The sequence below is a fragment of the Pantoea dispersa genome, assembly GCF_014155765.1.
GTDB classification, from domain to species: Bacteria; Pseudomonadota; Gammaproteobacteria; order Enterobacterales; family Enterobacteriaceae; genus Pantoea; species Pantoea dispersa.
Genome location: NZ_SCKT01000003.1, coordinates 572,104 through 584,969, shown reverse-complemented (window position 1 = coordinate 584,969; position 12,866 = coordinate 572,104). Strand labels below are relative to the sequence as shown.

Annotated in this window: 12 protein-coding genes; 8 read left to right on the top strand and 4 right to left on the bottom strand. The window is 56.5% G+C overall.

From position 1 onward, the window contains the following. The first annotated feature begins 3 nt into the window (after nucleotides 1-3). The 5 genes from H7K56_RS12705 to H7K56_RS12685 all read left to right on the top strand — a co-directional run bounded on the left by H7K56_RS12705 (nucleotide 4) and on the right by H7K56_RS12685 (nucleotide 5,415). Nucleotides 4-975: an ABC transporter substrate-binding protein gene (locus H7K56_RS12705; protein WP_150360832.1), complete on the top strand. Its 972-nt coding sequence runs from the start codon at nucleotides 4-6 to the stop codon at nucleotides 973-975. After that, nucleotides 972-1,802 (top strand): ABC transporter ATP-binding protein, encoded by an 831-nt coding sequence (locus tag H7K56_RS12700; RefSeq protein ID WP_141495252.1) that lies wholly within the window; start codon nucleotides 972-974, stop codon nucleotides 1,800-1,802. Before H7K56_RS12705 ends, H7K56_RS12700 begins: the two co-directional genes overlap by 4 nt. Then, a complete protein-coding gene (locus tag H7K56_RS12695) occupies nucleotides 1,799-2,596 on the top strand; it encodes an ABC transporter permease (RefSeq protein ID WP_150360831.1) in 798 nt (265 codons plus the stop codon). Before H7K56_RS12700 ends, H7K56_RS12695 begins: the two co-directional genes overlap by 4 nt. 54 nt (nucleotides 2,597-2,650) lie before the next feature. Beyond that, nucleotides 2,651-4,039 carry an FAD-binding oxidoreductase gene (locus H7K56_RS12690; RefSeq protein WP_021509773.1) on the top strand — a complete coding sequence of 463 codons (1,389 nt, stop codon included), beginning with the start codon at nucleotides 2,651-2,653 and terminating at the stop codon, nucleotides 4,037-4,039. Nucleotides 4,040-4,143: 104 nt separating this feature from the next. Continuing rightward, nucleotides 4,144-5,415, top strand: a complete 1,272-nt coding sequence (locus H7K56_RS12685) for a TonB-dependent receptor (protein ID WP_021509772.1) — start codon at nucleotides 4,144-4,146, stop codon at nucleotides 5,413-5,415. 174 nt (nucleotides 5,416-5,589) lie between these two features. On the opposite strand, the gene H7K56_RS12680 is transcribed toward H7K56_RS12685, so the two are convergent. From H7K56_RS12680 to H7K56_RS12670, 3 genes are read right to left on the bottom strand one after another with little or no spacing between them, the layout of a single operon-like run. Next, nucleotides 5,590-6,246 (bottom strand): methionine ABC transporter permease, encoded by a 657-nt coding sequence (locus tag H7K56_RS12680; RefSeq protein WP_150360830.1) that lies wholly within the window; start codon nucleotides 6,244-6,246, stop codon nucleotides 5,590-5,592. Further along, on the bottom strand, nucleotides 6,227-7,351 hold the full coding sequence (locus H7K56_RS12675; protein ID WP_150360829.1) for a methionine ABC transporter ATP-binding protein: 1,125 nt from the start codon (nucleotides 7,349-7,351) through the stop codon (nucleotides 6,227-6,229). Before H7K56_RS12675 ends, H7K56_RS12680 begins: the two co-directional genes overlap by 20 nt. 11 nt (nucleotides 7,352-7,362) lie before the next feature. Next, nucleotides 7,363-8,190 carry a MetQ/NlpA family ABC transporter substrate-binding protein gene (locus H7K56_RS12670; RefSeq protein WP_150360828.1) on the bottom strand — a complete coding sequence of 276 codons (828 nt, stop codon included), beginning with the start codon at nucleotides 8,188-8,190 and terminating at the stop codon, nucleotides 7,363-7,365. A 212-nt stretch (nucleotides 8,191-8,402) separates the two neighbouring features. On the opposite strand from H7K56_RS12670, the gene H7K56_RS12665 reads away from it, so the two are divergent. From H7K56_RS12665 to H7K56_RS12655, 3 genes are all read left to right on the top strand, one after another. After that, the gene (locus H7K56_RS12665) at nucleotides 8,403-9,044 is read left to right on the top strand and encodes a TetR/AcrR family transcriptional regulator (protein ID WP_125310083.1); all 642 of its coding nucleotides are present in this window, start codon (nucleotides 8,403-8,405) and stop codon (nucleotides 9,042-9,044) included. A 78-nt stretch (nucleotides 9,045-9,122) separates the two neighbouring features. Then, nucleotides 9,123-10,505, top strand: a complete 1,383-nt coding sequence (locus H7K56_RS12660; RefSeq protein WP_150360827.1) for a D-arabinono-1,4-lactone oxidase — start codon at nucleotides 9,123-9,125, stop codon at nucleotides 10,503-10,505. A gap of 18 nt (nucleotides 10,506-10,523) precedes the next feature. Next, the gene (locus tag H7K56_RS12655) at nucleotides 10,524-11,351 is read left to right on the top strand and encodes a glycosyltransferase family 8 protein (RefSeq protein WP_058771104.1); all 828 of its coding nucleotides are present in this window, start codon (nucleotides 10,524-10,526) and stop codon (nucleotides 11,349-11,351) included. A gap of 364 nt (nucleotides 11,352-11,715) precedes the next feature. Here H7K56_RS12655 and H7K56_RS12650 read toward each other — a convergent pair whose 3' ends face one another. After that, nucleotides 11,716-12,738 (bottom strand): LLM class flavin-dependent oxidoreductase, encoded by a 1,023-nt coding sequence (locus tag H7K56_RS12650; protein ID WP_059012092.1) that lies wholly within the window; start codon nucleotides 12,736-12,738, stop codon nucleotides 11,716-11,718. Nucleotides 12,739-12,866: the final 128 nt, after the last annotated feature.

Below are 12,866 nucleotides of genomic sequence, written 5' to 3'. Positions count from 1 at the left end.
ACGATGAATAAAAAATTAAACATGATTGCCGCACTGTCGCTGGCGCTGTCGGCCCAGAGCATGGCGGCGGAGAAATTCACCTTTATGACCAACTGGTATGCGCAAGCAGAGCATGGCGGTTTTTATCAGGCACTGGCGCAGAACCTGTATAAAGATGCCGGGCTGGACGTCACCATTAAAATGGGTGGTCCCCAGGTTCACACCATGCAGCTGATGGCGGCGGGTCAGGCAGACTGCATCATCAGCGATAACATGCAGGCGCTTGAATCCTGGCAGCAGGGTGTTGAAGCCGTGCCCGTTGCCACTACGTTCCAGCACTCGGCAATTGCTTTTCTCACCCATCCTGATGTGAAAGATAAAGCGGATCTGCAGGGTAAAACCTTCCTGCTGGCGGCGGAAGCTTATACCTCCTACTGGCCGTGGGCGCAGAGTGCGCTCAGCCTGAAGAATGCGCGCGTGCGCCCGTACACGTTCAGCATCCAGCCATTCCTCGCAGACAAAACGCTGGTGCAGCAGGGTTATATCACCTCGGAACCTTTTGCTGTGCAGAAAGCCCATGCGCAAGCCAATGTCTACCCGATCAGCGAATGGGGTTACCCGCCCTACGGCAACAGCATTGTGTGCATGAAATCAACCATTGAGAAACGTCCGCAGGCGGTAGCCGCATTCGTTAAAGCCTCAATGCAGGGCTGGAAAAACTATCTGCAGGATCCGAGCGCTGGCAACGTCCTCATCAGGAAAGAGAATCCCCAGATGAGCGAGGAGCAGATCGCCTTCGGTATCGCTCAGATGAAGAAATACCAGATGGTGACGGGCGGCGACGCGCAAACGGCGGGTATCGGTATTATTACCGAGCCACGGCTAAAACAGACATGGCAGTTGCTGGTGGATAACAAGCTAATCGATCCGGCCAAAGTGCCGTTTGCGGGTAGCTACACGCTGCAGTTCATCAAAGACGTTAAGGTCATGCCATGAACACCGCCAGCAACATAACGCCGATCAATCCGGACAGCCAGCCACGGCCTGCCGCGCCGCCGGCGATTGAGGTGCTCTCCGCGGAGAAAATCTATCCCAACGGGACGCGGGCACTGCTGCCGGTGGAACTGACCGTGCGCCAGGGCGAGTTTGTTTCACTGCTCGGCCCTTCCGGCTGTGGCAAAAGTACCTTGCTGAAAATGATCGCCGGCTTAATTGAACCCAGTGATGGCAAACTGATGCTATTTCGTCGCGATCGTCGGGAGAATCAACGCGATCTGCCGCTTTCCTTTGTGTTTCAGGAAGCCACCCTGATGCCGTGGAGCACCGTGCATAAGAATGTACGCCTGCCGTTGGATCTGGCGGGGGTACCACGCGGTGAAGCCGACACCCGGGTGCGCGAGATTCTGGCACTGGTTGGCCTGGGCCAGTTTGGTCATGTACTGCCACGCGAGCTTTCCGGTGGCATGCAGATGCGGGTGTCAATTGCCCGTGGTTTAGTGACGCGTCCCCGGGTGCTGTTAATGGATGAACCCTTTGGCGCGCTGGACGAAATCACCCGCAACAAACTGGACAGCGACCTGCTCGATTTGTGGCAGGAGCAAAAGCTTACAGTAGTTTTTGTGACCCACTCGATTCAGGAAGCCGTATTCCTGTCGCAGCGTGTGATTATGATGGCCGCGCGTCCGGGTCGCGTTGTTGATGATATTCGCATTGAAACCAGCCTGCCGCGTGATGATGCGTTTCGTGTCAGTCAGCCGTTTACCCATTATGCGCAGCTGTTGCAGCGCGGCCTGCTCGCAGCCAGTCAGGAGAGCAAAGCATGAAACCGCTTGCAGCAAACCGTAAATTTCAACAATGGCTGTTTCCGGCGGTGGTCGCCATTGCCATGCTGTTACTGTGGCAGTTTCTGGTCACCGCGTTTAAGGTGCCCGCCTTTCTGGTCCCTTCTCCACTCGTCGTGGCGCAAAGCCTGGCGCAAAACTTTCCGGCGTTGTTTATGTCCTTACTTTACACGCTGAAAATCACGGTGATCTCGTTTGTGCTGGCGACGGTTATTGGCTCCATCATTGCGTTTTTACTGGTGCAGAATCGGTTTATCGAGACGGCGTTATTTCCTTACATCGTCTTTCTGCAAGTCACGCCGATCGTGGCCATTGCACCGCTGATCATTATCTGGGTGAAAGACACCACCGCATCGCTGGTGGTGTGCGCCACCCTGATGGCGGTGTTCCCGATCATCTCCAGCACCACCCAGGGTTTACGCAGCGTGTCGCCGGGTCTGCTGAGCTACTTCAGGCTGAACCATGCCTCGCGGCTGCAAATTTTACTCCGCCTGCGCATTCCATCTGCATTGCCCTACTTCTTTGGCGCGCTGCGTATTTCCAGCGGTTTGTCACTGATTGGTGCCGTGGTGGCGGAGTTTGTGGCGGGCACCGGCGGCACGGATACCGGGCTGGCCTACCAGATTTTACAGGCTGGCTATCAACTCAATATCCCGCTGATGTTTGCCGCATTGTTACTGATTTCTCTGGCCGGCTTTCTGCTGTTTGCCCTGATGTCGTGGCTGACGCGCCGCGTATTAGCCGCCTGGCACGAGAGTGAGTTAAGCCCGAATTAATGCCAAACGGGCGGAAAACCTCCGCCCTGCGCCCCCTACGAACAGGAGCATTACATGTCTGAACCCGATCGCCAGTCTGCCCTGGCGGCGCTGGTCGCGGCGTTGCCGGAACTGGAGTGGATTAAAGAAGCGCCGAAAGTGAAACGTCTGTCACGCGACTTTCACTGGTTCAGCCCGGTGCTGAAATCCCAGCTGGAAGAGAAATTTGCCGAGCTGGCCGTGCGTCCTCGCGATGAAAACGAGCTGCTGGCGGTGGTGGCCGCCTGTGCAAAAGCCCGTGTGCCACTGAACCTTCGCGGTGGCGGTACCGGCAACTATGGCCAGCTGATTCCGCTCAATGGCGGTGTGATAGTCGACATGACACGCCTGAACAGCGTCACCGCGCTGGGCACCGGTACGGTGCGCGCGCAGGCGGGTATTCGATTAGGCGATCTCGAAGCCCACACGCGCCCGCACGGCTGGGAGTTACGTTGCATGCCCTCAACCTGGAAACTTGCCACACTTGGCGGGCTGTTTGGCGGCGGTTTTGGCGGGGTGGGATCGATTAACTACGGTCCACTGGCCGCGCCAGGCAACGTGCTGTCGATTCGGATGATGACCATGGAAGAGACGCCGCGCATCATCACTTTACAGGCACCGGATGCGCTGCTATTGCATCATGCCTATGGCAGCAATGGCATCGTGCTGGAGATCGAACTTGCGCTGGCGCCCTGCCATGACTGGATCGAACGTCTGGATACCTTTGCCGATTTTCCCTCCGCGATGGCTTATGCCGATGCGCTGGCGCGGTCGCCGGGCATCGTTAAACGCCAGATTGCCGTGTTTGCCGCACCGGTACTGGATTATTTCAGCGATTTAGCGGATGCGCAGGTTAAGGGGCAACACGGTGTCATTTCGGTAACAGGAAGCGAGAGTGATGGTCTGCTGCCCGCCCTTGTGGCGCAACACCATGGCCATAATGCATTGCACTTTGCCGAAGGTGAAAATAGCGGCCACTCCCTGATTGAATATTGCTGGAACCACACGACCTTGCAGGCATTGAAGATCGACAAGACCCTGACCTATCTGCAAACCGCGTATTCCCCGGATAATTATTATCAACAGGCACTGGCGATGGAAGCCGAATTATCGGATGAGGTGATGTCACATATTGAATTTCTGCGCGACATGAACGGTGCGCTCACCTGTAGCGGCCTGCCATTAATCCGTTACAGCAGCCCGGAACGGCTCAACGCCATTATGGATATTTATCGTAGCCATAATGTGAAAATAAATAATCCGCATGTCATTCATATTGAGGATGGCAAACAAGGTATGGTGCGGCCTGATGTGGTTGCCCTAAAATCCGCCTGCGATCCTTACAACTTATTAAACCCCGGCAAGCTACGTGGCTGGGAAGTACGTGAAACCTTGCCGGCGGTACATATTCCCGGCGTTAATTGATCATCACTTTTTATTTACGGCATAACTCACCGCCGGGTGATCCTCTCACCCGGCTGGCATCGTTACGCTTTCCTCATCGGGTGTGTTTATTCAGGGATCATGCAATGAGAGCACTAAAACGTGTCGGTTTACTTGCGCTGTTTTTCCCCTTCGCGCCAGCAACACTGGCTGCGACACAAAGTAATATCAGCGACTGTCATTACGATGCCAGCGGTGTAGACAGCTTCAGCGATATATTCACCTGCGGTACCGTTAGCGGCAGTTTACGTACGCTCTACTACTCCACGCACAATGCCTATTTTTCCAAAGGCTTTAATCAGGACACCACCAGTTACGGCGGCAGTGTGAAATATGAAACGGCTCCCGCGTATGGTTTTCGTGCTGGCGTGAGCGCCATCTTTTTGCGGGGGATTGATCACCCGGATGAAGCGCATACCATCAGCGACATTGGTGATAATCAGACCAATATCGGGGAAGCTTATTTAAGCTGGCAACAGGATGATTTTAAAATTACTGCCGGCGATCAACGCATTAACATTCCCTTCGTCGGTGACTATGACTGGCGTATTACACCGATACTCTTCAGGGGCGTTGATGCCAATTATGGCGACAGCACCCAGTATTTACATGCGACCAAAGTCTGGCGCTACAAGCCCTGGGGCGACGATCAGTTCCTGGATACCACGGCCTATTCGGATATCGATGAGCGCACTAACGGCATGTGGGCGATTGGTGGCGGACAGGGCACGCAGTGGGGTAACAAAAAACTTACCGGACAAGTGTGGTATCAGGAATATGCTGATTATTCCCGCGTTGTCTATGGCGAAAGTCATGTGCAGTGGCAGGATACATTGTTGCAGCCGGATGTGGCTCTGCAGTTTATTCGCGGTACCAGCTTAGGGAAAGCGCTGGCCGGAGAGGTCAATAGCACCTCTTACGGTGCTCAGCTCGCGCTGAGTTTCACTCCTGCACTGAACTGGAAATTGGGCTACGACCATATTGCTGCCAGCCCCAATAGCTGGGGTAACGGTTCACTGGTGGTGCCTTATGCCCACAACAGTTCATCGGGTCCCTATTTCGCCCAGCCGTTTTTCACCAGTACCCAGGATCTTGGCAGTGGCAATGCATATATGACCAACCTGAACTACGTGCTTAATGAGCATCTTTCTCTGGGTACACAATATTCGTTTATGGATTTAAAACCCTCGGCACAGTCTGCCAGCATTAATCAGTCGGAATATCTGGTGTATTTCACCTGGGCGTTCAGCGGTGTATTAAAAGGATTAAGCGTGACCGATTTTGCCGGCGTGCAGACATCGCCTCTGTACGATTCACATTTCTGGCAGAATCGTTTGAGTTTGCAATACGACTTTTAATCATTCATTCCATCAGAATTAACTGTCTTTACCTGCTGCCCAGGATGGATGAATTGCTGATTAACCCATAGGCCCCTTTAACAGGGGCCTGTTGAGTTTTTGTACAATATTCACCGCCAGCGCCTGATGCGAAGCATTTGTCTGCAGGAGAGCGTACTGGCGCAGACGTTTTTCTCAGTGCCGCCTGTCAATGCGCTGCACCAGCCGATCGCCGAGCCACTGGATACCGCACACCAGCACGACAAGCACGGCGATCACCGCCACCATCACCGCCGTGTCAAAACGCTGATAACCGTAGCGAATTGCCAGATCGCCCAGACCGCCCGCCCCGATGGCACCCGCCATTGCCGAGGCGCCAATCAGCGCCACCAGCGTGACGACAAAACCGGAAAGAATGCCCGGCAGCGCTTCAGGAATCAGCACCTCCCAGACAATACGTAATTTGCTGGCGCCCATGGCACGCACCGCATCAATCAGCCCGCGATCGACATCGCGCAGTGACACTTCCGCTACCCGGGCAAAATAGGGCGTGGCGGTGATCGATAACGGTACAATTGCGGCCCAGGTGCCCAGAGAGGTGCCGACCAGCAGACGGGTAAAGGGAATCAGCGCCACCAGCAGAATAATGAACGGCAGCGAGCGAAAGCCATTGATCACTACGCCCAGCAGACGATTGATGCTCCGGTTTTCAGCAATGCCGCCGGGGCTGGTGGTCACCAGAATCAGTCCCAGCGGTAATCCGGCCAGCAGCGAAAACAGGCCGGCCACCGCCGTCATCAGCAGCGTTTCACCCAACGCATTGAGCAGTAAATCAATCATCACTGGCGACATAACCGACCAACTCCACCTGTGCCTGCTGCGTACGCAGCCAGCTGAGAACCTGATACTCATCGGCAGCGTTGGCGGCCGGGAGCGCAATAAAGAAACGCACTACCGCGTAGTGCTGAATGTGGTCGATGCCCCCCTGCAGCAGGCGAAATTTACCGGGCAGAGCGCTGGCAAACTGCGTCAGCAAATCCCCCTGCGCCGCCACACCAGCAAAGTGAACGCTATAGATCGCCTCACCTTCACGCTGTTCGCTGAGCCGCGCTGCGAGATTCTCCGGCAGCTGCGGCAGCAGCCCGCGCAGCAGCGTGCGCGTCAGCGCGGATTGCGGATGGGCGAACACCTGCCACACCGGGCCCTGCTCGACAATCTCCCCGGCGTCGATGACGGCCACGCGATGCGCCACGGATTTGATCACCTCCATCTCATGCGTGATCAGCAGAATGGTGATACCAAGCTGCTGATTGAGCGATTTCAGCAGCGCGAGAATCGAACGGGTGGTTTCCGGATCGAGCGCCGACGTGGCTTCGTCACACAGCAGCAGCGCCGGGCTGGCGGCCAGCGCGCGGGCAATGCCGACGCGCTGTTTTTGTCCACCGGAGAGCGCCGCCGGATAGTGTCCGGCCTTGTCGCTCAACCCCACCAGCGCCAGCAGTTCCGCTACGCGCTGGTTGCGCTGTGTCTTTTCCATGCCAGCTATTTTCAGCGGCAGCGCCACATTCTGCGCCACGGTTTTTGCCGACAACAGATTGAAGTGCTGAAACACCATGCCGACGCGACTGCGCACCGCCTGCAGCTGCTGTTCTGACAGACCGGTAATACGCCGCCCTTCAATCTCGATTACGCCTTCGTCGGGCTGCTCCAGCCCGTTGAGACAGCGAATCAGCGTCGATTTTCCGGCGCCGCTGCGCCCAATCAGGCCAAGGATTTCGCCTTTTTGCACTGTCAGTGAGACATTGCGCAGCGCCTGTGTCTGGCCGAAACGGCGCGACACGCCCTGCAAACGCACCACGTTGCTGTGCTGCGCCACGCGATCGCGTACTGTTGCCTCTTCGATCACGCCGCGCGCCACGGCGGTCAGGGGCACAGTGGCCTCGGAAAATAGCGTCATGGATGGGTTCCTTACCAGGCGGTTTCGCCCGTGCCTTTGTAGACCTTGTCGAACACCGTTTTGACGGCATCGTTCTGGTACGATGCCACCAGGGTTTTCACCCACGGGGCGCTGGCGTTCTCTTTTTTCACCGCGATAAAGTTGTTGTACGGATTGTCTTTCACCGGCTCCTGCGCGATACGATCCGACGCGGTCAGGCCGCTTTTCAGCGCCCAGTCGGTATTGACCACTGCTGCATCAAGATCCGGCACCGAGCGACCAATGATGCCGGAATCCAGCTCTTTGATTTTCAGGTGATGGGGATTGTCAGTGATGTCGGCCGTGGTCGCGGCAATGCCGACGCCCGGTTTGAGTTTGATCAGCCCCTGTTGCTGCAGCAGCACCAGACCGCGTGCCTCGTTCGACGGATCGTTAGGCACGCCGATTACCGCTCCGTCTTTCAGAGCGGCGGCGCTTTTCACTTTCTTCGAATAGAGACCGATCGGCCAGACGGCGGTATCGCCGACGCGCACGATATCGTAATGATTGACCTTGATTTGATTATTCAGGAACGGCTGATGCTGGAAGGCATTGGCATCCACTTCACCATTCTGTAACGCTTCGTTGGGCTGATTATAATCATTGAAAATCACGGTTTTCACCGTCAGCCCTTTCGCGGCGGCCTGCTTTATTACTTCACGCCAGACGTCTTCGTCCTCGCCGCTCATGATACCGACCTTCACCACGGTTTTATCCGCCGCCTGCGCCACTGAAAACGGCGCGACCACGCTGCCAGCAACCAGTAACGCGCCGACGGTTAACAACAATTTATTTTTGGCTGATACAAAGCGTGTGTGCATAAATTATTTCCTGAGTGTTATTATTACGCGAGTCAAAATAAGCTGCCGTGATCGACAGATACGCGCAGTATACGCAGTTGCTTATTCCAGCATTATGATTTATCCGGGAATGCTATTCCTGAAATGAATAAAGCCATGCCGCCGCTCATCGCGCCAAAAGGCCCCGGGCGGCTGTGCTACCATGCCTGTTTGATTGACCGTTATTGAGCGCTATGTCGGATACCACACCCAAACGTAAAAATGACCCGGAAGGGTTGAAAAAACGCATCCTGGCGGGTGCGCTGCAAACCTTCGCCGAATACGGTATGCAGGGCGCGCGAATGGAGCAGATTGCTGAACTGGCACAGACCACCAAGCGCATGGTGGTATATCACTTCATCAACAAAGAGAAGCTGTATATTGAGGTGCTGGAGCAGGTGTATCAGGCGATCCGCCAGCATGAAACCGGCCTGAATCTTACTACGCTGGAGCCGGAAGAGGCGATGATCAAACTGGTGGAAGCCAGTTTTGACTATCACGTCACGCATCCCGATTTTATGCGCCTGGTGTGTACAGAAAACCTGCTGCGCGGGCGTTACATCATGCAGTCGGATCGCATCAAAGCGATGAACAAAAGTACCCTCGATTTGCTGGATGACATCCTGTCCCGCGGCCAGCGTCAGGGCATCTTTATCGACGGCCTGGATACCGTGGACGTACACCGCCTGCTCAGCAGTATTTGTGTGCATCACGTCTCCAACCGCTACACCTTCCACACGCTGTTTACCCCCCACGACAGTGAAGAGGACAGTATTCGCCGCAACCGTCAGCTGGCGGTGACGGCCACGCTGCGCTATATCCGCAAAGCCCCGTAATCTGCGGGTTCGCTGTGATGGTCTACGCTTGATCAAATAAACGGGACCGTGACAGACCTCAGATTAAGGAACGCTGTAGTGAAGAAAGATGCTCTCCTCTATCCGTTACGCAACACGCAACATACCGATGACACGCCTGCGCTCTGGAACTGGGCGCAGAATTCGGTAGTTGGCCAGCGCCAGCAGTTGCATCAGCCGCGCAGTGAAGCTGAGTTGCAACAGCTGTTGCGTGACTCGCACGGCAAAGTGCGCGTGCTCGGCAGCCGTTTGTCGCCCGGTCGCATGCTGTGCGTACAGCCGCAGGACGTACTGCTGGATCTCAGTGCGCTGCACGGCATCCTCGCTCAGGATGAAGAGAGCGTCACGTTTGCCGCGGGCACGCCGCTGCAGCAGGTGTATGACAGCCTGACAAAGATGGATCGCATGCTCGCCTCCTCGCCCGGCGTGATAGCGGTGCAGACGCTGGCCGGCGCGCTGGCAACCGGCACCCACGGTCAGGGCCTGGCACAGAGTTCGCTGGCGGACGAAGCGCTGCATATCCGCATGGTGCTGGCCGATGGCAGCGTGCGCGAGTTTCAGCGCGGTGACGCCGATTTCCCGGCGGCGATGGTGTCACTTGGCGCGCTCGGCATCGTCACCGCCATTACCTTGCGCACTCAGCCATTTCGCCTGTTTACCTGCCATAAATTCGCCGCGTCTGCCGATTCACTGGAGCAGGATTTGCTGACGTGGAATGAGCAGCACGAACTCAGCAAAGCCTGGTGGTTTGTCGATGACAACCTGATGCATGTCTGGAACGCCGATGTCGCCAGTGCCGAGGACAGCCAGGCGTGGTACGACCATCAGCGCGAAGTGATTGAGCACGGCGATCAGGCCGACAGCAGCCTCAACGACACCATTGATCAGACGCTGGAACACATGCATCGCGACACGCAGATTCACGGCAAAGGCGGCAAACAGTTCCGTACCGTCACCCGCTTCCGTGATTTCACCGACATCAGCGGCGATATCTACCAGCTGTTTTGTCGGGGCATCGCCGTACCGCAGATCAACGTTGAGATTGGCGTGCCGCTGGCCAAAACGCCGGAAATTATCAGCAAGATCAAAGCATGGTACGCACAGAATCGTCCGCACATGCACTATCCCATCATCCTGCGCTGCACCGGCGCTTCACAGGCGTGGATGAGCCCGGCGCATCAGCAGCCGACCTGCTTTTTTGGTTTCGTGGTGTATTACGCGGATGACGGCTCGCTGTCGCAGGACGGACTGCATTTCCTCACCGAAGTGGAAAAATTGCTGGCGGCGGAAGGTGGACGTCCACACTGGGGTAAATATTACGATCCGCAGCGCTATCAGTGGCGCGCCATCTATCCGCAGTGGGATGCGTTTCGTGCAGTGCGTGAACAGCTGGATCCGACGCACCGCTTTAGCAATGACTATGTCACGGCTTTGTTTGATTGAGTTTGATGGGGAGAATCTATGTACGCCTGGGTAACGCTGTTAACGCAGCCGGAATATTATGTCGGGGTGAAAGCGCTGCATCGCTCACTCAAACGCAGCGAAACGCGCTGGCCGCTAATTGTGATGGTCACCGATGCCATCGACCTGAGCATGCGCGAAGCATTACAGGCGCTGGGCTGTGTGATCCATCCGGTCCAGCCGCTGATGCCGGACGCCGCGCTGGAGCAACATTATGCCTCGGCACAGTTTGGTGAAGTGTGGAGCAAGCTGCGCGCCTGGGAGCTGACCGGCTGCGAGCGCGTGGTGTTTCTTGATGCCGATATGCTGGTGCTGCGCAACATGGATGAGCTGTTTACGCTCGACCTCGGCAAGCATGCGCTGGCGGCCTGTCACGCCTGCCGCTGCAACCCGAATCAAATCGCCAGCTATCCAGACAGCTGGCAGCCGGAGCATTGTCACTACACCTGGCAGGCGCGCGGTGAAACGCCTCCCGCCGATCTTGATAACTATCTCAACGGCGGCTTTCTGGTGCTGCAGCCGGATCAGGCGGTATTCGACTGGCTGCAGCAGAAAGTGGCTGAGATTGACGACCTGCGCCGCTATCCGTTCTCCGAACAGGATTTGCTCAATGAAGTGTTTGCCGGGCGCTGGCTGCCGCTGCCGTACATTTATAACGCGCTGAAAACCCTGCCGTTCCAGCATGCCGGCTTATGGCATGACGATGAGGTGAAGAATCTGCACTACATTCTCGCCAAACCGTGGAAGCGCGACCTGAACCAGCCAGAGGCGCAGCGCGACCGTTATTACGCGCTGGATAAGCTGTGGTGGGAGCTGGGCGCAGATTAATGGCTGTTAACGGCGCGATTTATCGGGCAATAGTTGGTCGCCATGAATGGCGACCCTACAGAATCTAAAACGGGTTAAAGCCTTTGCTGAATTTCCCAGGGTGCGCATTTATGCGCACCTGGTCGCGGCGCGATTTATCGCGCAATGGGTTGGTCGCCATAAATGGCGACCCTACAGGGTCGAATGCGGGTTACAAGGTCTGGGTGCGTTCGTGAAGGACGCATTGTCGCCATCAATGGCAACCCTGCAGAATCTGATACACGTCAAAAGACCTTGCCGCATTTCCCAGGGTGCGCATTTATGCGCACCTGGTAGCGGCGCGATTTATCGCGCAATAATTGTGCGCTTCCCTGCGCACTGTGGCTTAACGCCAGCCGAGCTCTGGCGCGACGTGGGTCAGAATGCTGTCGATCACGTGCGCACAATAATCCACGCCAAGCTGATTAGGGATAGTCAGCAACAGGGTATCCGCTTCCGCGATCGCTTCATCCTGTGCCAGCTGTTTGATCAGCTGCTCCGGCTCTGCGGCATAGCTACGCCCAAAGATGGCGCGGGTTTTCTCATCGAGGAACCCGACGGAATCCTGCTCCTGTCCGCTGCGACCGAAGTAAGCGCGGTCGGTGTCGTTCATCAGGGCAAAAATACTGCGGCTGACCGACACGCGCGGTGCACGCTGATGCCCTGCCGCCTGCCAGGCTTCTTTATAGGCGCGAATCTGCTTCGCCTGCTGCACATGGAACGGTTCGCCGGTCTCGTCATCCTTCAGCGTCGAACTCTGCAAATTCATCCCCAGCTGGGCTGCCCAGATCGATGTGGCGTTCGAGCCAGAGCCCCACCAGATACGCTCGCGCAGGCCTTCGGAATATGGCTCCAGGCGCAGCAGCCCCGGTGGATTCGGGAACATCGGCTGCGGATTGGGTTTGGCAAACCCTTCGCCACGCAGCACTTCCAGCAGCTCTTCGGTGTGACGACGTCCCATATCCGCATCGGTTTCCCCTTCGCGCGGATTAAAGCCAAAGTAGCGGTAGCCTTCAATTACCTGCTCCGGCGAGCCACGGCTCAGGCCGAGCTGCAAACGGCCGTTGGCGATCAGGTCCGCTGCCCCGGCGTCTTCCGCCATATACAGCGGATTTTCGTAACGCATGTCGATCACACCGGTACCAATCTCGATGCGGCTGGTTTTGGCACCGACCGCCGCCAGCAGCGGAAACGGTGAACTCAGCTGGCGGGCAAAGTGGTGTACGCGGAAATAGGCACCGTCGGCACCCAGTTCTTCGGCGGCGACAGCCAGGTCAATCGACTGCAGCAGCACATCCTGCGCCGAACGGGTGGCCGAGTGTGGTGACGGGGTCCAGTGACCGAAAGATAAAAAGCCAATTTTTTTCATGCTAAATGCTCCTCGCGGGCCAGAACGGCGCCGGCGTCATCAATCAGAATTCGATGAGGTAAGGTTACGCCTGTGCGAAGAGGACTGATAGCCAATAGTTTTCGCGCGCTTCTTCAACTTTTTTGCAT